The following is a 22,116-nucleotide window of genomic DNA, read 5'->3' on the forward strand; positions in this document are numbered from 1 at the left end:
TATTCCTTATTCGCGGTTCTCGTCGCGGATGGCATGACCATAAGACTGCTTCAACGGACCGACCCGTTTCGTCCCTACGCCGATCCGGACGATCACTGGGACCTTGCATGCGTCTATGCTCTTGCAGCATCACTTAGGGCCTGCAGGGGTCGCGCAAGGAACGCCACTGATTCGTTGCCGCCGACAGCTCCGAATAATGGAGTAATAATCCAAATGCAATGACAATGTTTGGAGTAAATTCTTACATATTGGCCGTTGCCCGCGCCATGCCTTTGGCGTGGTCGGCGATAGCGATAGCCAAGGCTTCGGCAAGGAAGACGGCCCGGGCCGCCGCAAATTGATAGTTCCGCTCCGCAGTCGTCCGAAATCGATCAGCCGCGGGGAGCGGGAAAAAGCTGGGGGTCAAGCCGCAAGGGCAAACTTGGCTTGCTTGAATCGACCAATCGGCAACCGCCGCGCGGACCTGAAGTACCCTGTGAGCCCCTGCGGGAGACCACCGCATCTGACGTTTTTTGTTCATGCGGGCATTGACGAGGCTGTTGGCGGCGGATTCGGCCGGGGCACTCGAGATCGGGTGATCCGACCAATATCGTTGGCAGTAGTCGACCAGGGAGGTTTTGTTCTGGATCAGATAGGTCTGAAGATTGCTGACCAGTTCGAAGAAGCGCTTGAGCTTGTTGCTGGCATCCGGCAGCCGAGCATATTGCTCCAACTGGCAAAGCATATCCCTCACCGTTCTCGTCGCCTCCCTGACGTAGCCGCTCCAGAGGAGATGACGAAGCCGCGGCACATGAAGCGCAGTGTCTCGAAGGTAAATACTCAGATTGTCGACGCTCTTGAGCCCTTCCCACGCCTGTTCGATATGACGGAGCCGCATCGACAGATGGAACCAATCGAGAATGTGGGTGATGGGCTGGCGTGTTGCGCCGATGACGATACCCTGCAGCCCGACGTCTCCGTCGCTGAAAACGGTGACGTCGCTGCCTGGCACCCACCCTTGCGCCCGCAGCGCCGCACGAACAACGTCGTGCTTGCCGGTGGTAGCATGCGGTGAGGCCGCGAACTGACGCGGTGGTCGGCCTTTGGTCACAACCCGCCCCATGGCAATTTCGAAATGGCGGCTCTGGTATCCGGGGACCGCGCGAATGTAGGCGCCATCAATGAACACGGAAATGGGCGACCCGTCGGCACGGCTCAGTCTATAGGTACTTGCAAGGTCCCATCTCTCGATTTGATCGGCGACCTTTGCCAGCCGGTTGCTTACAGTGCCGATTGTGCGGCCGCATGGCCGGCACAAAAAGGTCGAGAACACGCGCCGCTTCACGAAATGACAATCGGGAGCCGAGTTCAGCCTGAATACGCTGCAACTCCGGCGTGGCTCTGCCGTTCAACAGGGCTTCTGTTCTTCCTTCGCCAGGATTTGCCGATCCGTCGCACGCGCAGCCGCGAAAGCGAGGTACGCGCATACGGCAAACGCCAAAGAGCGAGTCGACCGTGCGAGATCGGTAGTCATGGATGCTCCGAACGCGACCGCATTCCAAACAATTCCTATCCAGCTGTGCCGCCTGATCTGCCTGGAACTGCGTGAATTCCCCCTGCAGGCGGCGCTGTATGCCTTTGCTTTCATCCAGAGAGAGGCCGAAGTCGCCGAGCCGCGCTCCTTCGACGTTGCGTGCGACAATTGCGATCTCTCGACGTAGCGGCAGGCCATCGGCGCCAACCAATTCGACCCAGACCTTCATCCTCAATTGCGCTACCACCGAATGCCCCTTCTCACAAAAAGCTCCGGTTACGCCAAAATTCTTACCCCCAGCTTTTTCCCGCTCCCAAGGCCGATTATCAAATTAAGTGCTCATTCTCAAATTAAGTGCTGGGCTAAGCAACTGGAATCATTGGCAAGCCATTCTCATAATTAACTGCCAAGTGACACGCGGCCCAGTTGATGTGGGGCACCCAGGTGCACGGGCTCGACCTCGGCATCGACGGCACGCCCTTCGAGGTCGGCGGCATCCTGATCTCGTCGTTCGACCTTCTCGCGGCAGGTATAGCCGCGGCGATGGTGGCGGGCTTGAGAGCATTCTTCTACCGGACCCGGATCGGGCTGGCGTTTCGCGCCGTCGCCGACGACCAGTTCGCAGCGCTCGCCGTCGGGCTGAGGCTGCCCCGGATATGGGGAACGGTGTGGACGGCCGCGGGGTTCGTGGCGCTGGTCGCGGGGCTGCTATGGGGCGCGCGTCTCGGTGTCCAGTTCTCTCTGTCGCTGATCGTTTTGAAAGCGCTGCCGGTGCTGGTGCTTGGCGGCTTCGATTTCATCCTCGGCGCCATCGTCGGCGGCGCCAGCGAAAAGCTGGCCGAGGTCTATCTCGGCCCCTTCGTCGGTGGCGGCATCGAAGGCTGGTTCGCTATGCGCTGGCGCTGGTGGTCCTGCTGGTGCGCATAAGCGCAGACGGCCAGCAGGGCCTTTTTCTTTGCTTGGCTCGCTTTGTTGCGGTCGGAGATGCTTCTCCCCATTTCGTGAACGGCCTTGCCAAACATCGCGTATGCCATCTCGTGCGCCTGAATCAGCTCACGCAATTCGCTGGACGGCTCCAAGTCTCGTCGCGTGCGCTCTGAGGCGAGCGCCGTGCAACAACCGTTGACGAAACAACAGCGCTGCCGGAGTGGAACAGCAGTGCGCAGCGGCTGATCTTGGACGTGGTGGTTAATCGAAGGCAACGTCACGTCGGCATAGCGGGCTTCCACGAAGTTTCCCCGGCGCCGGTCGAGGTCAATCCGCATCCGCCAAAGCCAATACTTCATTAACCGCATCGAGCAGGATTATCGGCGCATCAAGCGCCGCGTGCGGCCGATTCTAGAGTTCAAATCGACGCACGCCGCCGCGGTCACCCGGTCCTGCATCGAGATGGTCCACATGATGCGCAAATGACAGGCGCGGTACGCCTTCAATCTCCGTCTCTCGGTTCGAAATCCTCGCTGCCGCATGAGGTTGCCAACACTCTGGCAAATTCTCTGACCAGACAAAACTTTACGACGGAACCGCTGCCGCAATTCGATGTTTCGCATGCCACCGCAGGGCTCGCGGTCAAAGGCGGCAGGACGGGTCGACTGTTGGTCTGACTGAAGCCGGTGGTCAGGTCATCACCGCCAGCTGTGGCGTTTGCCGTCTGCGGCCAACCGCTGGACGACGGGCTCAAGGTCTTCGATCGCGATTCGCGTAAGGAGTTCGATCTGATGTTCCATGAAAAAATGGTCGCCGGCGCAAAAATGGGCCTTGAACTGCTTCGTGGTATGCTCTTTCCAGCCGATAATGTGGTTGCCCGTAACATATGGGTCGACGCGGCCGCCTATCGCAGTGATTGGAGCGTCGAGCGGAGGATGGGAACCGTAGCGATAGGCGTTGTTCATCGCGTAGTCCGCTTGGATAATCGGAAGCATCATCGCGTGCATTTCGGGGTCTTCGAACAGGGCCTTGTTGTTGGCGAAATTTACCTCCTTTAGCATCTCGACGAACTCGCTCTCGTCGAGTTCGTGTTCGGCCTTGCCGGTCCCGTGATTGAACTGCTGGACGTCAATGGCTAACTGGTCGTCATTGTAGGTCTGTGGCGAGCGACCACCGGCCACAAAGAAGTATTCCGGCTGCAGCCCGTGATCGCGGCGCACCCGATGGGCAACCTCGAAGGCCTGGATACCGCCATAGCAAAACCCGAAGAACGCGAACGGTTTGTCCTTAAGGAAGGGCAGCATCTCCGGCACGATGCCGTCGACCATGCCCTCCATCCGCAGCCAGAAGCCCTCTTCCAGGCGCGCGCTGCGGCCTGGCATCTGCAGGATGCCGAGCTCGATGTGATCCGGCATCTTGTCGATCCAGTGCTGGAATACGAGCGGGCCGCCGCCGGCATAGGGAAAGCCGATCAGGCGGATCGGCGCGTCGGGCTTCGGACGCGGAATGATCACCGCGCTCTTGTCGTAGCTCTGGGCGCTGTCGGCCACGACCGGCGCTGTCAGTACCGCCTCGCCATCCGCAATGCCCCCGAGAGTGGCGGTCACCTGCGTCTCAGTATCGGCCGCGAGCTCCGCGATTGAAGCACCCATCACGAGCTTCTGGAGCGAAACCTTGATGCCGCTCTTGGCGAGTTTGTTGCGGAACTCAATTGTAGCCAAGGAGTCGAATCCCATTTGGTTGAGCGCTTCGTCCATCGGCAGGCTGTCCGGATCGGCGATGCCGAGCACACGGGCGACTTCTCCGCGCAGGAAGCTTTCGATCGCCTGACCGCGTTCGCTCGGCGCGACCGAGCCGAAGAGCCGCGCAAGTGGATCTGTCGCCTCGTCGTCATTGGCCGCCTGCGGATTCTTGTGCACATTCGACAGAGGCGTGAGCCAAGCCGGCGTCTCCCCGTACTGCTTCTTGACGAAACGTCGCCACAGGATCGGCGCTGCGGTGAGCGTGCCAGTTGAGGCGAACAGGCCCTCCAGCCGCTCGAGCGCCTCCCGGTTGCGGATCGCGAGCAGGCCGAAATCGGTCAGGCGCTTGCGCAGGCGCTCGTCGAGTCCGGACGCCATGCCGGTTTCCGCCCACGGACCCCATTCGATGCTGACACCTGGCAGACCCTCGGCGTTGCGGCCCTCGACAATGCGGTTCATGGCGGCATTGGCCGCCACGTAAGCCGCTTGGCCCTTCATACCGAGAAGCGCGCTAACCGAGGAGAAGCAGACGAAGAAGTCGGGTGAGAAGCGACGGCTCGCGTTGTCGAGAACGAGCGTACCCTGGAGTTTGGCCCGGAGTGCGCGTTCCAGTTCGCTCGCCTCCTCGATCGATCCGAGCGTGGCGTCCTGAACGATGCCGGCGGTGTGGATGATCCCGCCGAGTTGATGGCCCGCCTCCGAGAGATCGCCCAGGATTCGGTCGACTCCGACTTGGTCGGCGATGTCAACCGCATGCGCCGCGATCTCAGCGCCCGAACGTCGCAGGGCTTCGAGCCGTTCCTGTTTGGCGCCGTCCGCGACGTCCCTGTTGAGAAGCACGAGGCGGCGCGCACCGCGATTTATCAGCCATTCGCCCATTAGCGATCCGAGAGCGCCAAGCCCGCCGGTGACGAGATAGGTCTTCTGCGGATGGACCGCGCAATCCATACCAACATCGCGGGTTTCGCTGAGGCGCAGGACATAGCGTTCCTCGCCGCGCACGGCGTAGGCGGTCTCCGACCCAGAGCCACCGAAAAGAATGCCGATCGCGACCGCGATTTCTGCGTCGCTCGGCTCCGCGCCGAGATCGATGTCACCCCCCCACAGATCGGGATGTTCGCTCGCGAGCACCATCGCCATGCCATGCAGTGAGGCGCTGACCAGTGAGGCTGGACGAGCGGCGTCCGGAATTGGTTTGTCTGTTTGCGGCACGGCACGGCCGGACTGGCCGACGACCCATATCTTCGCCTTCGTCAGATTGCCATGCTTGGTGGCTGCCTGAACCGTCTGGACGAACTGCATGAGGGTGGCGGCGTGGCTGTGCGCCGCCTCGACGATCTGTCCACTTGACGCGCCTTCCGCGCTCTCAGGAGTGACGATGATCCCCGCGACATACGCGTCGAGCACACCGCCAGATAGACCTGTTTCGACATTCGAAAGAACGACCGCTGTCTGCCTGGGTCCTTCCCGCTTCGCCTCGATCGCTTGAGCCAAACGTCCGGCGAGACCGAGGGCATTGCCCAGGATAATCCAGAGGGCCTTGTCTTTCGGCAGTTGCGGCGCCGACTGCTTTTCCACGTGCCATTCGCGGCGGCAGTGCCATGCCAGCCGGTCGCTCGCTTTCGTGTCGATCCAGTGATGCTGACGCTCGAAGGGATAGAGCGGAAGATCGACGAGCCGGCGTTCATTATCCGGCAGATCGGTGAGCGTATCGATCGCAAGGCCGGCGACGAAAAGGCGGCCCGCGGTCTCGGCGAGAACCTCTTCGTCATTGCGGGTGCGATTGAGGCTCGAGACGAATTGCGAGGGCGAGGCAATGCCATCTAGGGCCGCCTGCGCCATCGGAGTGAGGACCGGGTGCGGACCGATTTCGAGGAAGAGATTCGCCCCAATTTCTTGCGCCGTCATTATGCCCTGATGGAACAGGACGGGCTGGCGAACGTGGTCGGTCCAGTAGCGCGCATCAGCGACTTCCTCGCCGGCGACCTTACCAGTCTTCGCACTGATCAGTCGGCCGTCGGGCTCGGAAAAATCGAGGGTGCTCGCGAACGCCTCAAACTGTTCGAGGATCGGATCCATGAGATGCGAATGAAAGGCGTGGGAGACCTTCAACTGCGTCGTGCGGATGCCTTTTTCCTTGGCGACCTTGATCAGCGTTTCAAGTGCGTCCGTCTCGCCCGCGACCACCGTACTGGCTGGTCCGTTCTCGGCCGCGATGGCGAGCTCAACTTCGGAGTCCCGGATCATCTGATGGGCTGTGTCGGGATCAGCTGTCAGGACGACCATGCCGCCATTACGTGGAAGCCGACCCATCAGTTCGCCGCGCTTGGTGATCAGCTGCAGCCCGTCCTCGAGTGAGAACACGCCGGCAAGATGGGCCGCCACGTATTCTCCGATGCTGTGGCCCATGACGATCTCTGGGACGAAGCCCCTAGCCTCGAGAACTCGGGCGAGTGCAAGTTCGATCGCGAACAGGGCGGGCTGGGTATATTCGGTATCGTGAACGAAATGGGCGAGCGTCCCGTCACCGTATAGGATGTCGCTCAATCCGTGCTTGCGAATCCGTGCGACCACCGCGTCACAGGCGTCGAAGGCTTCGCGGAAGATCGGATCACTCTCGTAGAGTCCGCGCCCCATACCTTCGCCCTGGCCGCCCTGTCCGGTGAACAGAGCGGCGGGAACCACGTGTTTGGAGACATCGACACGGGCATAATCGTTTGCGCGAAGACTCTCTGCCAGCCCCCTGGTTGTCCGACCGGTCGCGAAACTCCGATACTCAAAAGCGCGGCGGGCGGTGTTCGCAGTGAAGCAGATGGCGTCGCGCTCGTTGGGCTCTGCCGTATCAAGTCGCAAAGCAAAACTCTTGGACATGGCGCCCAGGGCCTGTGGCGTGCGTGCCGAAATGTTCAGCGTACGAGGAACGTCCGGGTGGTGCGGCGCATCATTCGGCTGAAATGAATCGTTCGTCTCGCTCGGTGCTTCCTCCAAAATGACATGGGCATTCGTTCCGCCCACGCCGAACGAACTGATGCCCGCGCGTCGTGGACCCTTGGACGTCCAGGGCACAGCGCTAGTCGGCACGGCGAAGGGAAGGCGATCGAAGTTGATCTCCGGATTGGGCGTCTTGAAATTGACCGCCGGCGGCAAGGTTCGCGACTTCAGTGCCATGACCGTCTTGATTACACCCGCGATGCCGGAAGCGGCGATCGTATGGCCGATATTCGCCTTCACCGAACCAAGGGTAATCGGCGCGACATCCGCCGGCAAACTGGCGAAGACTTCGCTGAGGGCTTCGATTTCGATCGGATCACCCAGTTTCGTGCCCGTTCCGTGCGTTTCCAAGTAGGAGATCGTTTCCGGCGCGAGCGAGCTGTTCATGAGTGCTCTTGCGACGACGCTCGATTGGCCCTCGATGCTCGGCGCCGAGAAGCTGATCTTGTCGTTTCCGTCATTGTTGATCGCTGATCCGCGAATAACAGCGTGGATGGTGTCACCCTCGGCGAGCGCGTCATCGAGACGTCGAAGCGCAACCACGCCGACGCCACTCGAAAACACCGTGCCGCTGGCCTCGGAATCGAACGGACGGCAGTGGCCGTCGCGGGACAAGATCATGCCCTCTTGATAGCGATAGCCCGCACGGTCGGGAATGATTGCAGTGACACCGCCCGCCAGCGCCATGTCGCATTCGCCGTTCTGCAGACCGCTGCAAGCCAGATGGAGACTTACGAGTGAGGTCGAACAAGCTGTCTGGACGCTGATGGCGGGGCCGATGAGGTTGAGGCGATGGGCCGCCCGAGTCGCTAGGTAATCCTTATCGTTTCCCAGCATGGCCTGGAAGCCGGTTATGGTGTCGAGCATGCCTTCCTTGCTGAAATCGTGCGAGCCGGCTACGCTCCTGGCGAAATAAGTGTTCGGGCCGGAGCCGGCATAGATGCCCGTTGTCATCTCGGTCGAACGGACGGCGTAGCCAGCATCTTCGATGGCGTGCCAAATGTTTTCCAGGAATAGTCGGTGCTGCGGATCGAGGAGAGCCGCCTCACGAGGCATGATGCTGAAGAAGTCAGCGTCGAAGTAGCTGAGGCCTGTAAGCGGCGCGCCGTGGCGGATATAGTCCTCCGCTTCCCACTGCTCGGGGTCGACGCCCGCGCCGGCGAGTTCAACATCCGACAACTGACGAACGCTCTCGCGTCCGGCAATAATGTTTTCCCAGAACGCCTTGGGCGTATCAGCATCGGGGAACCGGCAGGCCATGCCAATAATCGCAATGGGTGTAGCTCTGTGAATGGGGCCGTTCATTATTACCTCGTCGCTGCTCCGGCCTTCTGATCTTTGGTTTCCGGAGCGTGTTGTCTGCTGGAGCGGGTCATCGGTGCGCAGGATCAGCGCGGAGAAGCGCGTCCTTTGGTCGACATACGCCGGGTTGCGAGTCCAGCCAACGTCGTGTTCGATGCATCGCCCTTCGCCGAGTTTCGCGATAAAAAGTCTGCAAGCCCCCTCGGCGAAGGATGCCGGAAGACCAAGATCGCTGACATGTTGATCCCGAATTGGCGGCGAAGGCGGCGTTGAAGCTCCGGGACCATGATCGAACGCGCGCCGAAATCGAACACGTTATCCGAATCGGCGCGAGGGATGGTCCAGAAGCTCCCGCCAGTGGGAGGTAATCGCGCTGCACAGGTCACCTCCCTTCGTCGATCCGCTTGTAGTGGCACTGGCAGCCTTCTCGACAGGCGGCGCCGAGGTCTTGACCTTTTCGGCACATAGCCTTTCGGCGATTGATTTGCGATCGACCTTGCCACTTGCCGTTTTAGGCATCGCGCTCATGATCTGGACACGGTCCGGCGCCATGTAGCCAGGGAGCATCTTAAGGACATGGGCGCGAACTACTGTTTCGAGACCGTCGGTTGGCGCCTGATCTTTGCTCGTTAGGCAGGCGATCAGCCGTCCCGTTCCATTTGCATCACGCTCGAAAACCACGGCGACTTCGGCCACGTCTGGGTGATCAGCTATAACGCTCTCAATTTCCCCAGGTTCAACCCTATAGCCGTCAATCTTGATTTGGTGGTCACGGCGACCACAGAAGAAAAAACAACCACTTTCATCTGACGTCGCAAAATCGCCGGTCCGATACAATCTCGTTGGCGTGCCATTAATATCGATAGTCAGGAACCGTTCCTCTGTTCGCTCCTTATCCTGGAAATAACCCTGCGCGAGACAAACGCCACCGACATAGAGCTCTCCCACCTCTCGTGACCTCACCGGTCGCGCATCTTCATCTAAAATAAAGAGTTCGACATTCGGCAGAGGCCGACCGATAGGCGGTAACCTAGGCCATTCGGCTGGATTGCTATCAAGCTCGTGACAGGTGACGACGTGTGTCTCGGAGGGACCGTACTGATTGAAGAGCCGACACTCGGGTAGGTTGCTGAAAAACTCGCGCAAACCGGAAGAGACCACGAGTTGTTCGCCGGCGGTGTGGATCTCCCGTAGACTGTTGGGAAACAGATTGCGCTCCACACAATTCGACGCCAATTGTTGGAGAGCGATAAATGGCAGGAACAATCGTTCCACCCGGGCACGCTGTATCTCGTCCGAAAGCAAATCGGGGTCGATCCGCTGTTCACTCGTTAGGATGACGATACGGCCACCAGAACAGAGCGTAGAGAATATCTCCTGAAACGATACATCAAACGAAATGGTGGCGAACTGAGCCGTTGCCGCATTGTCTGACAGCGTCGAAAGTTCGATCTGCCAGTCCACAAGGTTTTGAAGCGCTGCTCCTCCCATGTCGACTGCCTTCGGCTTGCCAGTCGAACCCGAGGTAAAGATAACGTAGCCACTGGAATTCGGCGACAGCGCCGCATCTCGGTCGGACGATCCAGCACCGGCTGCGCCCACTCCAATTTCCTCGACCATCACCGCCGAGCCCGACGAAACATCCTTGAGGATCGCCGAACAGACTGCCGATGAACTGAGGAGCACGCTCGGGTCCACTTGCGCAAGCATCTCGCGAATGCGACTCTCTGGAAGACTTGGTTCCACGGGAACGTAGGAAACACCCAGGATTTGACAGCCCAGGATCGCCGCGATCCGGTCAACACCTATGGGAAAATGAATTGCGACGCGGTCCAAACCCGCTTCACGTCCAGTTTTTAGGGCGCGAGCTATCTCACAGGCTCGCAGCCACAAATCCATGTAGTTGATCGTTTCTGTTCCGAAAACGACAGCCAGACGACGAGGAAATTCGGATGCATACCAAAGCACGGACGCTGCAATGGTCCGCTCTGAAGGGCCTGAGGCGTTGTTTAAACTCTGCATGGTTTCCCTCAGAATGCCAGATATGCTAAATACATTTTTACTGTATCCGTGGTAAGTTCACAGTCAATCCATTCAATAAAACTTCACATGTTCTTAATATTTTGACCGAGGTGTGCGGGCATCGCCAGATACAGTGCCGATCCCCTAGGCATCTCGCTGCCGGTTTCGAAGGCATGAGGAAGACGTGTCCATGGATGCCGGTGTCCTTCTGCGTGGCCCTGGAGGCGAGGCTCCGGAAATTGCTTCCCTGATCGGTTTTGAAGATGTTGGGCCTGTAGCAGCAATCGCCTCCTTGAGGGCGCCGGCAGCGGGCTTCACCCCAAGGCTGATGCTGCCAGTGAGCAACGACACCCTGCTGTGCGTCGTGCGGCTGCGCGGCTGGCCTCGAATAACGACAACAGCGGCCAGGCAGAATCGCTCGAGAGAGCGAGCAACGCCATCTGGTCGATCAGCTTCGTAATCTCATCCAGTGATGACTGTTAGCGCCATCAACTGCAAAACCGACCGCTCCTTTCCAATGCGCTGCCGCCCACCGCGTCCCCCCTCATCCAACGTTCGGATTGATAGAATCCCAGATATTCTCACCGATCCAGTCACCCGCGCACGGGTCTCCTGGCGCTACATATGGGCAAAGGATACAAGCTTGTTGCCATCCTGGGGCACAATTCCGCGTTCCTAGGCAGGGACCCGATTTCCCGCACGATCTGTCAGGTCGGACTTTTCAAGAATCGCAAAAATCTGCTCATGCGCTTCCATGATGTTGCGTTCGAGGGCGTCGGCGGCTGCCAAGCCATTGCCCTTCTCCAACTGGTCAATGATTTCGCGATGATTATGGTGGCCCGGAACAACGCTCGTTTCATTTCGCCTGAGGCCGAGGACTCGGCCCGCCTGTAGCCAATGCGCCTCGATTGTGTTCATCAAGACCTTGTTTTCAGAGAGATTGTAAACTGCGAAATGAAACAGTTGATTGAGCTTCAGATACTTTTTTACGTCAGCGTTCTTCTCCATATTGAGCAGTTCCATCTTCTCATTGATTTCTCTGAGATAGTTTAGGCTCTTCCCGGCAGATTTCTTCACACCCCAGACTATGGCCTGCCGTTCATTCAGAAGGCGCACTTCCAGAAGATCGCGGAGGCCTTCAGCAGTGATCATTGGAACGCGTGCGGACTGACGCGGCGCCCGTTCGAGTATGTCGATGCCGCTAAGCCGGTTGAGCGACTCGCGGATTGGCATATGGCTGGTGCCGAATGCGACAGCCAGTTCCTTGAGACGCATCGGCTGCCCGGGCGAAAATTCCCCGGACATCAGTGCGTCCTTCAGTTCGGCATAGACATGCTCAATCGTCGAACTTGGGGAAGCCTTCAATGGTGGTATTTCGTACTTCGAGCCTTTTGTCGCCATTTGGCATGATCTCCAAAACCGGTGCCTCGAACGCCCTGTGAACACGTCTCACGCGCTGCATGAAAACGGCGGGGCACCAGCCCACCCGAGCCCTGATCCGCTGGTCCACGCCCGAAGTGCGCGCATCGCAAACCACTTGGCAGGGCACCTGCCGCCGAGATTTCCGGCCACGACGACCCAGGGCCAGCCGCCATCTCCAGCGCCCTGGTTCCGAAGCTTCGGCAGCCTTAACGATGTATCCGCCAGGAGCCGCTACATTGACATATGCTGGGGTGTTACTGCCAACCAGGTCAACACATGGCCAGCAGCGATGCTAAAGCGAATGTCATAGTGCTGGCCCTCGAGCAATTCTGGACAGATAGTTTTTGTCAGATGCAGTCGTAGTTGCCCGTTTCGAGGCGTCGTTCGTAACTCTGCACAGTCGAATCCGAAAAAGCGCCTTGCCACAGGATAGAGCGCTTTGAAAAGTGTCTCTTTGGCCGAAAAAACTAGGCTCGCCAGCCAGTCTGGAGAGAGGACCACTTGTCGAGCGATCAAGGCGCGCTCATCCTCATTGGTGGTCATGTTTAGGATCGCATCCAGAGCATGACCGCTGGCCAGCGCCTCAACGTCGACACCTGCTCGCCAGTTCGCATTGGCGATGGCGAAACAAGCGCAATGCCCACGCGTATGGCTTATCGACCCAGCGGAAGAGGAAGGCCAGAGTGGAGCCCCGCCTAGGCCGATTGGAATCTCAGTAGCGGCTTGACCCAGCGCCCGCAATGCCGCGTGTGCCATCGCTCGCCCGGCTAAAAACTCAGCACGGCGTATGGCCACCGCTGCGGACAGACTGGCAGGGCAGTGCAACGCCAGCAGGTTGAACAGGTCATCCGTATAGCTCTCGAGATCAAACCTGCCGCGCACCAAGATCGCATTGGGGAGCCCGGGAATATGTAACTCAACATCGGTGAAAAATCCACGTGAACGAGAAGATAGAGCGATAAGTTCGAGATCGGCAAAAGCGGTCATATCCCGTCGCCTCCCCTAACCTAGGTCGCATTTCTATCATGATATTTTCTGGGGAACGAGTTTGAGTTTGTTAATTTATACTACGAATTCATTAAGCTAGAGTTATACGTTTAGGTGGCGAAGCTGAGGGCTTGCGCCATTCGCAGGATGCGCCCCGGCCAGGACGGGAGTGTGGTGGGTCTTCCAAGCACCGAGTTGGCTGGGTAGGGTTTGCAAGGGGGCGAACAATCGGATGAACGGACGGATGATGCTGGATAAGTTGCGCGTCCTGTTGGGGATTTATACCAACGGTCATGAAGCTCGACCGACGTGAGCCCACTTTCGCATTCCGATTGATGTGATTGTTTCGGGTTGGGCGATCAGCTTCTGCCAAGCCTCGCAGGCGGCGTCGATGGTGCCGGCGTGGGGACATCCGCGCCGGAGTTGGACCCCGATGAGCCAATCGAGGCGACGAGCCGGATCCGCTGCCCGAAGAGTTCGCGGCGATCGACGCCTTGCATCCGCGCTCGAATGCGGTCCTCGAAGGTGTGGTAGTCGAACGGCTACCTCGATCGGAAGCGGTGCCCGAGCGGGATCCGCTGATCTACGACCCGGATTGGGACGAGCGAACCCGGTCGAGGACTGGCGCGCCACGCTTGATCGAGTAATGTCATGAAATGCAAATTTTATGACATTGAGGATAGTTTGAACCAACCAATTTGCAGTAGAGACGCTGGACGTCGGGGCCAGACCGTTATTTTTTTGCGCAGCGTAGCCGACTAAGCGGCAAATACCGACTCTGCTCGCGCGATAACTGCCCTACCGAGCTCGCTTGACCTGCGCTGTTGAAGGTCGAATCGAACTGATACGCAGCTCTCCACGGCAGCGGTCTCACCGTTGGACGAATTCACCATGACATGCCGGATGGTAAGCGAACTTTTGCCGATCTTTGTGACGGAGGATCGGATTTTAAGAATGGTCCCCGCACTTACCTCTGCGCGAAAATCGGTCTCGGTCCTGACATCCGCCCATCCAAGGGAGTCTTGGCGGTCATCAACATCCAAGAACCGCAGCACGACCAATGTAGCGTCGTCAAACATGGCCGCGTAAAATCGGCGGTTCATATGACCAAACTCGTCGCACATCCATGGCTGCGCGACGCCAATAAAACTATCGATCTCGTCAGCCAAAATATACCTCACTAAGAGTTGGCGGAAAGTGTCGCATCGTCGGGATAACCCATGCTTGGGTATTCACTTCGGCACAGCTGTATTGGCTATGGGCCGCGAAGACGCTAGTTTCAGTTTGAATCGCGCCCACTCTCCCTTCTGGAGCTACTGCTCCGAGTTACCCGAGAAGCAATGCCCAACCGAAACAGCGGCAGCAGGCAGCGTGAACGGAACCTCGCGAGGCCAAATGAGCGACGGCGCGCATCGGAATGCCTGGGCCCCGCACTTAGAGTCGCCCGACGCGGAGGTCGCGGGTCGCTCGCTACCAGCTTCGATCCATATCATTCACCACCAAGCACCGCCCTCGCAACGCGCGGGTCGTTTTCCAATTCTGCCATCTTCGTTTCGTCCATTTGGAATCAATGCGCAGCCCAGGAATTGCGGTTCCAGTGTCATGGTGCGCTCGAGCTAGAGCTGTGCGCTTTGTGTATTTTTGTAGACAAAGCTGTCGCGATAGCGTCTCCAGCTTCCTGCAGGTCGGCGACCAGGCTCTGAACAGCTGTAGTGCTGTCGCCCGATCTCACGGCGGCAATTATGTCTGCGTGATGCCGATGCCCTGAAAACGACATTGGAGTCGCCTTCAACAGGCTCAACAACGGCCCATAACGCATCCAAAGTAATTCAATAAGATTCACAAGTTCAGGATTTCCGCATCGTTCATACAGCGAAAAATGAAACTTGTGATTTAGTTGTAAATACGTCCGCGTTCCTAATGCGCCACGCTTCGCTTCAATATCCATCCGGGAATTTATTTGGGCCAGCTGATCGGCAAGCCCGTTCTCGCCGCGTTCGACCGTCATCGCCACCGCCTTGCCTTCAAGATCTGTTCGAAGGGTAAGTAGATTGCGAAGGCGCCCAACGCTGGCTTCGGGAATGAAGGGAGTTCGCCTCGTTTCGGACTGCAGCGCGCGAGCCATGACAAGTCTATTGAGGGCCTCTCGAACCGGCATATGACTTGTGCCGAATGCGGTGGCCAAGTCGTCGAGCTTCAACTTCTGACCAGGTGCAAACTCGGCCATCATGATTGAACGAGTTAGCTCCGCATAAACATGTTCCAAATCTGAGTTTCTTGGCCGCGGCCGAAGCACGGGAAATTTGGTCGCTGGCATTTTCACTCCTGATCTGCCTGACACGGATGTGAGCATAGCGAAAATAATTTATTTGATCAACGATCAAAAATGGTTAGGCTCTGTGTGGTGGATATCGCGTCGACATGGGGGTTGACACAAATCTGTTTTGCCGGCAATTCTTTGATCAACGATCAATAAAAGGGTAACTGGTATGTGGAACGTTGGTATCGATGTGGGAGGAACTTTCACGGACCTCTTCGCGGTCAACAGTGCGACCGGCGAAGAGCGAACCGGTAAAGTTCTGACGACCCCTGAGGAAAGGTCGCGTGGCGTCTTGAACGTCATTGCAAACGCCAGCATCGCACCGAACCAGATTGAGCTGCTTGTCCACGGCACCACGACGGCGACCAACGCACTGATCGAGCGCACCTTCCCGGATGCTGCGATGATCACCACGGAGGGCTTTCGCGACGTGCTCGAAATCGGCCGAATGCACCGCGAACATCTTTATCGGCCCTATCAAACCAAGCCTAAGCCCCTGATCCGTCGTCGGCATCGCTACACGATCAACGAAAGAACCACTGCGTTCGGGAAGGTTGAGAAGGAGATTGATGCTGCAGAGCTTCAGCCCATTATCGAGGCCATCGCTGCAGCCGGCATCAAATCCGTGGCTATCTGCCTGATCAACTCCTACGCGAACCCGGCAAACGAGCGCAAGGTCGCCGAAATCATCACAGCCGCATTGCCCGGCGTGCGGGCAATTCCTTCGGCGGATGTCAAGCCGGTGTTCCGAGAGCACACGCGCTTCACGTTGGCTTCAGTGAGAGCCACGATCCTGCCGGTGATGGCCGACTATTTTGAGCGTCTTGAGGCCCGGCTCCGTGAAGCGGAGTTTACCGGCAATCTCATGATCCTGAAAAGCAATGGCGGGATGATGTCCGTCAACCAGGCGCGTCTCCGTGTCGAGGAACTGGTGGAGTCGGGGCCTGCAGGCGGCGTCGGATATGCGTCCGAAATCGCACGTACGGCCAGCTCGGTAAACATCATTCACACCGATATGGGCGGAACAAGCTTCGACGCATCCATCGTCGAGGATGGTGAGGGCCTCATCACCCGCGAATATGAAATTGAGTTCGACATTCCGGTCGCAGTGCCGATGCTCGACATCCGTTCAATCGGCGCCGGCGGGGGTTCGATCGGCTGGATCGACAGCGGTGGCTCACTCCGCGTCGGCCCCATGTCCGCAAGTTCGGTTCCCGGGCCTGCCTGCTATGGGCGAGGTGGAACGCGGCCGACGATCACGGATGCAAATCTGGTGCTCGGCAGGATTAGCCCGGATCTTTCGGGTAAATTTAAACTGGACGTCGCAGCGGCTCGCGCAGCCGTAGAGACCGTTTCGTCTCAGTTGAAACTTAGCATCGAGGAATGTGCCGAAGGCATGCTGCGGATCGCGACCGAGGCTATGGCACAAGCCGTCAAGCTTGTCCTTGCATCTCGCGGCCGAGACCCTCGCGATTTCGCGCTTGCGAGTTTTGGCGGAGCAGGACCGCTGCACGCGTGCGCAGTCGCCGAGGCGCTCGGCACGCCGACGGTCATCGTCCCCAGATACTCCGGTGTTGCCTCTGCTTATGGAGCGCTGCGACTGGCAATCAAGCACGACGAAGAAGTTTTCTACTACGCCCCGCTCGTCGCCAAGGAGCTCGACGAAATCGGCCTCCGCTTGAAGAACCTGGGTGATGCAGCCGTCGAAGCCCTTCTTGGGCAGGGCGCCAGCGCAGACGGCGTGCAGGTTAGCTTCGTTATGCGCATGCGGTATGCGGGTCAGACTTTCGAAGTGGACGTCGTGCAGGACCGGGGTGCTATCGAGCGACGCGACCTCGATCGCCTGGCTGAGGCCTTCCACGGTGCGCACAAGAGAGAGTTCGGTGTCCGGTCGGACGATTTCCCCGTGGAGATTGTCGCACTGGCAGTCACGGCGGAAGCGCCATCACCCGCTGGCATTCTGCAATCTAGTACGAGTTCCGCGATCGGCTCGCCACGTCAGGCTGAACGCAAGGTCTGGTTTGGCGGCTGGACCGACAGCCCGGTTCACGACGCCGCCGGCGCGGTCGAGGTCAGCGGCCCCGCTCTCATTGAAGATCCGCACACCAGCATCGTCATTCCACCGGGTTGGGTGGCACGCTTTGACTCCGCCCGCAACTGCATCTTGGAGAGGTCATAATGGTTACCTCAATCGACCCAATCACGTTCGAAGTGCTTCGCAACACGTTCGAGCATGTTTGCCGCCGCATGACGGTGATTCTGCAGAAGTCATCCTTCTCGCCGATCCTTTCGGAAAATCTCGACTTTTCGAACGCGATCTATGACCCCGCGCTGCGTCTGGTCGGTCAGACTGCAAACTGCCCCGTTCATCTGGCGGCGATGCATTTCAGCGTCCAGGCCGTGGCGCGGAAGTTCGGCATCGAGACGCTTCGGCCGGGTGATGTGGTGGTGCTGAATGACCCCTATGACGGCGGCACCCACATCAACGATGTGACGCTGACCATGCCTGTCTTCCATGAAGACAAGCTTATCGGTTTCGCGGTAAGCCGCGGTCACTGGATGGATCTTGGGGGTGGCGGCCCCGGTGGCCAGGGCTTTGGAACGCACGTCGCCGGTGAAGGGCTTCGGCTTCCCCCACTGAAGCTCTATCGCAACTATGAGGTCGATCCGGACCTTCTCGAAATCCTGCTGCGAAACACGCGCACGCCGCATTACATCCGCGGCGACCTGCAAGCCCATATGGGCGCTCTGCTGGCTGCCGAGGATGAACTCCAGGCTACCGCGCGCAAATACGGCCGCGCGACCCTGCTCCAGGGAATGGACGACATGATCCGCTACACCGAACGGATCGTTCGCGCAGAAATCGAAAAGATACCGGATGGTGTCTACGAAGGCGCCGACTACGCGGATTCCGATGGCATCACCGATGCCAAGGTCTGGGCGCGGGTCAAGCTGACCGTCTCGGGCTCAAACCTGCACGTGGATTTCGCGGGAAGCGATCCCCAGGTTGCCGGCGCGATCAATTCGCCCTTCGCGAACACGACCGCCGCCGTATACACCGCTCTGCAGTTCTTCCTGGCGCCCGACGCGCCGCCGAATGCAGGCATGTTTGCGCCAATCACATTGAGCCTTCCGGATGACTGCTGGCTTAATGCGCGCTGGCCCGCTCCTGTCGTCGGCTGCACCACCGTAACGTCCGGAAAAGTACAGAGCGCGATCTGGCAGGCCGTGGCAAAGGCCATCCCCGATCTTGCGATCGCTCCTACATGCGCCGATGCAAACTGGTTCGTTGCTGCGGTTCGCGGTGCCGGCGGGCGCATTGATGTCTTCTCGGACATCCCGGCGGGCGGCTGGGGCGGAACGCCATACAATGATGGGCTGAACGTGACGCTGGATCCGTTGGGCAACTGCACCAACATGCCAGCGGAAGCGGCCGAACTGCTCTACCCGGTCGTCGTCGAAGCCTTCGACCTTCGCCAGGATTCAGGCGGCCCGGGCGAAAACCGGGGCGGTCTGGGCGCGCGGTTCAAGTTCCGCTTTCTCAATGGCGGCGAGCTTTCGATCGAGACATCCAGAACCATCGAGGGAAGCCCCGGCGTAAACGGCGGCAGCATGAGTCCCGTTCAGGTGCTGGTGCAGGAATATGGCGATGGACGCCGCGAGATCATCGGTGGCCCGAGGCCGGATGGCACCTGGCGCTCTCCGCTTCTGTCATCCCACAAATTCGGGCCGAACGAAGCATTCGAATTCCTGTCCACAGGTGGCGGCGGCTGGGGCGTTGCGCGCTCCCGTAATCCTGAGCGTGTCCGCGAAGACGTGATCGACGGCTACATTTCGGCGGAAGCCGCACGCCGGGATTACGGCGTGGCGATCGACCCCAAAACTCTTGAAATTCTTTCAGACGAAACCTCCAAGCTGAGACAACAAGCATGAACAACGAAATCTTTATCACCTGTGCCGTGACCGGCGCCGGAGCAGGCCCCAAGAAGAACCCGCATGTCCCCGTGACGCCTGAACAGATCGCCGCCGACGTTCTGGCCGTCGCCGAAGCCGGTGCCGCGATCGCCCATGTCCATGTTCGCGATCCGGAGACGACGGACGGAAGTCGCGATGTCAAACTTTATGCAGAAGTGCTTGAGCGCGTTCGTAACCGCAACAAGGACATCATCGTCAACATGACGGCGGGCATGGGCGGCGACCTCGTTCTCGACGCCGAGTATCCGACCAAGGCCGTCGCTGGCACAGATCTCGTCAACCAGAAGACCCGGCTCCTCCACGTCGAGGCGCTGCGACCCGACGTCTGCACGCTTGACTGCGGCTCATACAACGTCGGTGAAGGCAATCTGGTCTACATTTCCACGCCCGAGCAAATTCGCGAAGGTGCGGCTTTGATCCGGGGTTACGGTGTAAAGCCCGAGCTCGAGGTATTCGATCTCGGCCACCTTGACTTTGTCATGAAGCTCATCGGCGAAGGCGTGTTCGCCGGCCCTGCAATGATCCAATTTTGCCTAGGCGTGAATTGGGGCGCTCCGGCCACCACGACGGCAATGAAGGCCATGGCGGATGCAGCCCGCGGCGCCGACGTTGTGTGGTCCGCATTCGGCGTTGGCCGCATGCAGATGCCGATGGTCGCCCAGGCTGTTCTGCTTGGTGGGAACGTGCGTGTCGGTCTCGAAGACAATATCTGGCTCGAACGGGCTGTTCCGGCGACGAACGTCGCGCTTGTGCAGCGCGCGCACGAAATCGTCGAACGCATGGGTGTGCGGATTATGTCATCCGCCGCGACCCGCGATCGCCTTGGATTGGGAGCAGCAGCATGAGCCCTCTTTCTGGCAAGCGCGCAATCATCACTGCCGGTGCCAGCGGTATCGGTAGGGTCGTCGCGAAGAAAATGATTGAAGCCGGTGCGCGGGTCGCAGTCTGTGACATTGATCCCGCTTCGGTAAGCTCGTTCTCCTCGGAATATCCCGAAGCCACTGCAGTCGTATGCGATGTGGCTGACCCCGCCAGCGTTCCAGCCGCTCTCCAGTCGATGCTCGCGGGATTGGGTGGCGGAGTGGACATCCTCTTCAACAATGCCGGCATTGCCGGTCCGACGCTTGCGATCGAGGACGTCTCGCCCGAGGAGTGGGCGCGAACGGTCGATGTCAATCTCACCGCCCAGTTCTTGTTCATTCGCGGTGTGATGGCCGGGATGAAGACGCAGCGGTCGGGGGTTATCCTCAACATGTCCTCAGCGGCCGGACGACTCGGCATGCCGATGAGGACGCCATACGCGGCGGCCAAATGGGCCGTGATCGGCCTTACCCAATCGCTCGCGATGGAGGTCGGCCAGTTCGGCATCCGCGTGAACGCAATCCTTCCCGGGTCCGTCCGTGGGCCGCGCATGGAGCGAGTGATGTCCGCCCGGGCAGAACTTACAGGACGCCCGCTCGCTGAAATCGAGGCCGAGGAAGTCGCGACAATATCACTGGGTCGAATGATCGAACCTGAGGAAATTGCGGATCTGGCGGTTTTCGTCGCGTCCGATGCAGGCAGATCAATCTCGGGGCAGTCATTGGGTGTGTGCGGTAACACCGAAATACTCCGGTAGAAACATAGGGGAACTTCAACACAGGGAGAAGTGAAATGAACGTGCTTACAAGACTGCTGATCGCCGGCGCACTTGCCGGTGCTCTAGGAACTTCAGCGGCCGCCGAAGATACGATCAAAGTTGGAGTGGTCCAACCACAGGCAGGCGAGTGCGCTCAATGGGGCGTTCCGATTACTCGCGGTGTTCAGCTTTGGGCCGAAGAATTCAACGCGAACGGCGGTATCGCCGACGCAACGGGCAAGAAGCATAAGATCGAGGTAACTGGCTACGACAACAATTGCTACACAGCCGGTGATGAGCTGAACGCTTTCCGCCGTGCAATTCTTGATGACAAGGTGAGCTTCATTCTCCAGACCTTTACACCTGCTTCACGCCAGGCGGTCGCCGAGATCACTACCGAAAACAAGGTTCTGACAACAAGCTATGGTGCCGGCTATCTCGGCCCGAAGTACCCGTTCCTCATCGGTTCGGTCACCGGCTCACCGGCGTCATACATGTTTCTTGTCAGCCATCTCCTGGAGAGCCGGCCGGAGATCAAGCGTGTCGCAATCGTAACGGCAGACCACTCTTTCGGCCAGGCGGCGCTTGCTTATTACAAGGCAGGCCTGGCTCCCTACCTGGATCGCGTCGAGATCGTTTACTCGCAGCCCTACGATCCGGCATCAACGTCGGATATGCTCGGCCTGGCCACGCCGGTAATGGCATCCAATCCCGACCTTATCGTCGAGCTGGGCTTCACACCTGGACAGCAGGCCCTGTTCGTCGAGGCGATGGAGCAGTTGGGCTACAAGGGTCTCTACGGCAGCGAAGGCTGGACCATGGGCCTGGTAACGGAACGTGTCCCGGCTGCAGAAGTAGCTGGCCGGATCTTCAGCGCTTATGTCGTCGATGCTTCCGAGCCGAACTTCAGCCCGCGCGTGTCGGCGTTCTATAAGACCTACGTCGAGAGGTTCGGCGAGAAGGAATGGTCGGCGCTCGCGTCGGTCGCCTACGCAGCGATGACAACCATCGAGGCGGGGATTCAGAAGTCCTCTGATCCCACCGGCGCAGGCGTGCGCGACGCGCTTTTCGCAAGCGATACCGTGGATCAGCCGCTTTTCGGACCTTCGCGCTGGGGTGGATCGGAAATCTTCGGTGCCAACAACTGGCTGATGACTCCACTCCCGGTCTACGTGACGGACGACAAGGGTGGTGTAAAGGTTACCGCCGTCGTTGATGTTGCTGCCTGGTGGAACGCTCACAAAGACGCAGCGCTGCCAGCACTCTCTGAAGGCGGTCAAGTCTCGGCAAAGTGAGG

At 59.1% G+C, this 22,116-nt stretch carries 12 protein-coding genes and 3 pseudogenes; 7 read left to right on the forward strand and 8 right to left on the reverse strand.

Annotation, left to right across the window (positions count from 1 at the left end):
• Positions 1-402 precede the first annotated feature (402 nt).
• Positions 403-1,760, reverse strand: a pseudogene (locus AC0L2A_RS15285) (ISKra4 family transposase).
• A 170-nt stretch (positions 1,761-1,930) separates the two neighbouring features.
• On the opposite strand from AC0L2A_RS15285, the pseudogene AC0L2A_RS15290 reads away from it, so the two are divergent.
• Positions 1,931-2,442, forward strand: a pseudogene (locus AC0L2A_RS15290) (ABC transporter permease subunit); the annotation flags it as partial.
• A gap of 310 nt (positions 2,443-2,752) precedes the next feature.
• Positions 2,753-2,923: pseudogene (locus AC0L2A_RS15295) on the forward strand (DDE-type integrase/transposase/recombinase); the annotation flags it as partial.
• 215 nt (positions 2,924-3,138) lie between these two features.
• Here the strand turns inward: AC0L2A_RS15295 and AC0L2A_RS15300 are convergent.
• The 7 genes from AC0L2A_RS15300 to AC0L2A_RS15330 all read right to left on the reverse strand — a co-directional run bounded on the left by AC0L2A_RS15300 (position 3,139) and on the right by AC0L2A_RS15330 (position 15,223).
• Positions 3,139-8,478, reverse strand: coding sequence for an SDR family NAD(P)-dependent oxidoreductase (locus tag AC0L2A_RS15300; protein ID WP_473609468.1), 5,340 nt, complete (start codon positions 8,476-8,478; stop codon positions 3,139-3,141).
• Positions 8,479-8,561: 83 nt separating this feature from the next.
• The gene (locus AC0L2A_RS15305; RefSeq protein WP_473609520.1) at positions 8,562-8,762 is read right to left on the reverse strand and encodes an acyl carrier protein; all 201 of its coding nucleotides are present in this window, start codon (positions 8,760-8,762) and stop codon (positions 8,562-8,564) included.
• Positions 8,763-8,790: 28 nt separating this feature from the next.
• A complete protein-coding gene (locus AC0L2A_RS15310; RefSeq protein WP_473609469.1) occupies positions 8,791-10,497 on the reverse strand; it encodes an amino acid adenylation domain-containing protein in 1,707 nt (568 codons plus the stop codon).
• 675 nt (positions 10,498-11,172) lie between these two features.
• The gene (locus AC0L2A_RS15315) at positions 11,173-11,898 is read right to left on the reverse strand and encodes a GntR family transcriptional regulator (RefSeq protein WP_473609470.1); all 726 of its coding nucleotides are present in this window, start codon (positions 11,896-11,898) and stop codon (positions 11,173-11,175) included.
• A 252-nt stretch (positions 11,899-12,150) separates the two neighbouring features.
• A complete protein-coding gene (locus tag AC0L2A_RS15320; RefSeq protein WP_473609472.1) occupies positions 12,151-12,906 on the reverse strand; it encodes a 4'-phosphopantetheinyl transferase family protein in 756 nt (251 codons plus the stop codon).
• Positions 12,907-13,664: 758 nt separating this feature from the next.
• Positions 13,665-14,075, reverse strand: a complete 411-nt coding sequence (locus tag AC0L2A_RS15325; RefSeq protein ID WP_473494800.1) for an acyl-CoA thioesterase — start codon at positions 14,073-14,075, stop codon at positions 13,665-13,667.
• Between the two features lie 431 nt (positions 14,076-14,506).
• On the reverse strand, positions 14,507-15,223 hold the full coding sequence (locus AC0L2A_RS15330; RefSeq protein WP_473609473.1) for a GntR family transcriptional regulator: 717 nt from the start codon (positions 15,221-15,223) through the stop codon (positions 14,507-14,509).
• A 172-nt stretch (positions 15,224-15,395) separates the two neighbouring features.
• Here AC0L2A_RS15330 and AC0L2A_RS15335 point away from each other — a divergent pair, with 172 nt between their 5' ends.
• From AC0L2A_RS15335 to AC0L2A_RS15355, 5 genes are read left to right on the forward strand one after another with little or no spacing between them, the layout of a single operon-like run.
• Positions 15,396-17,405: a hydantoinase/oxoprolinase family protein gene (locus AC0L2A_RS15335; RefSeq protein ID WP_473609474.1), complete on the forward strand. Its 2,010-nt coding sequence runs from the start codon at positions 15,396-15,398 to the stop codon at positions 17,403-17,405.
• Positions 17,405-19,159 (forward strand): hydantoinase B/oxoprolinase family protein, encoded by a 1,755-nt coding sequence (locus AC0L2A_RS15340; RefSeq protein ID WP_473609476.1) that lies wholly within the window; start codon positions 17,405-17,407, stop codon positions 19,157-19,159. The genes AC0L2A_RS15335 and AC0L2A_RS15340 overlap by 1 nt, the downstream gene beginning before the upstream one ends.
• A complete protein-coding gene (locus AC0L2A_RS15345; protein WP_473609477.1) occupies positions 19,156-20,046 on the forward strand; it encodes a beta-keto acid cleavage family enzyme in 891 nt (296 codons plus the stop codon). The genes AC0L2A_RS15340 and AC0L2A_RS15345 overlap by 4 nt, the downstream gene beginning before the upstream one ends.
• Positions 20,043-20,819, forward strand: coding sequence for an SDR family oxidoreductase (locus AC0L2A_RS15350; protein ID WP_473523689.1), 777 nt, complete (start codon positions 20,043-20,045; stop codon positions 20,817-20,819). Before AC0L2A_RS15345 ends, AC0L2A_RS15350 begins: the two co-directional genes overlap by 4 nt.
• A 35-nt stretch (positions 20,820-20,854) precedes the next feature.
• The gene (locus tag AC0L2A_RS15355) at positions 20,855-22,114 is read left to right on the forward strand and encodes an ABC transporter substrate-binding protein (RefSeq protein ID WP_473609478.1); all 1,260 of its coding nucleotides are present in this window, start codon (positions 20,855-20,857) and stop codon (positions 22,112-22,114) included.
• The last annotated feature ends 2 nt before the right edge of the window (positions 22,115-22,116 follow it).

This window comes from Mesorhizobium sp. WSM4844 (genome assembly GCF_055811775.1).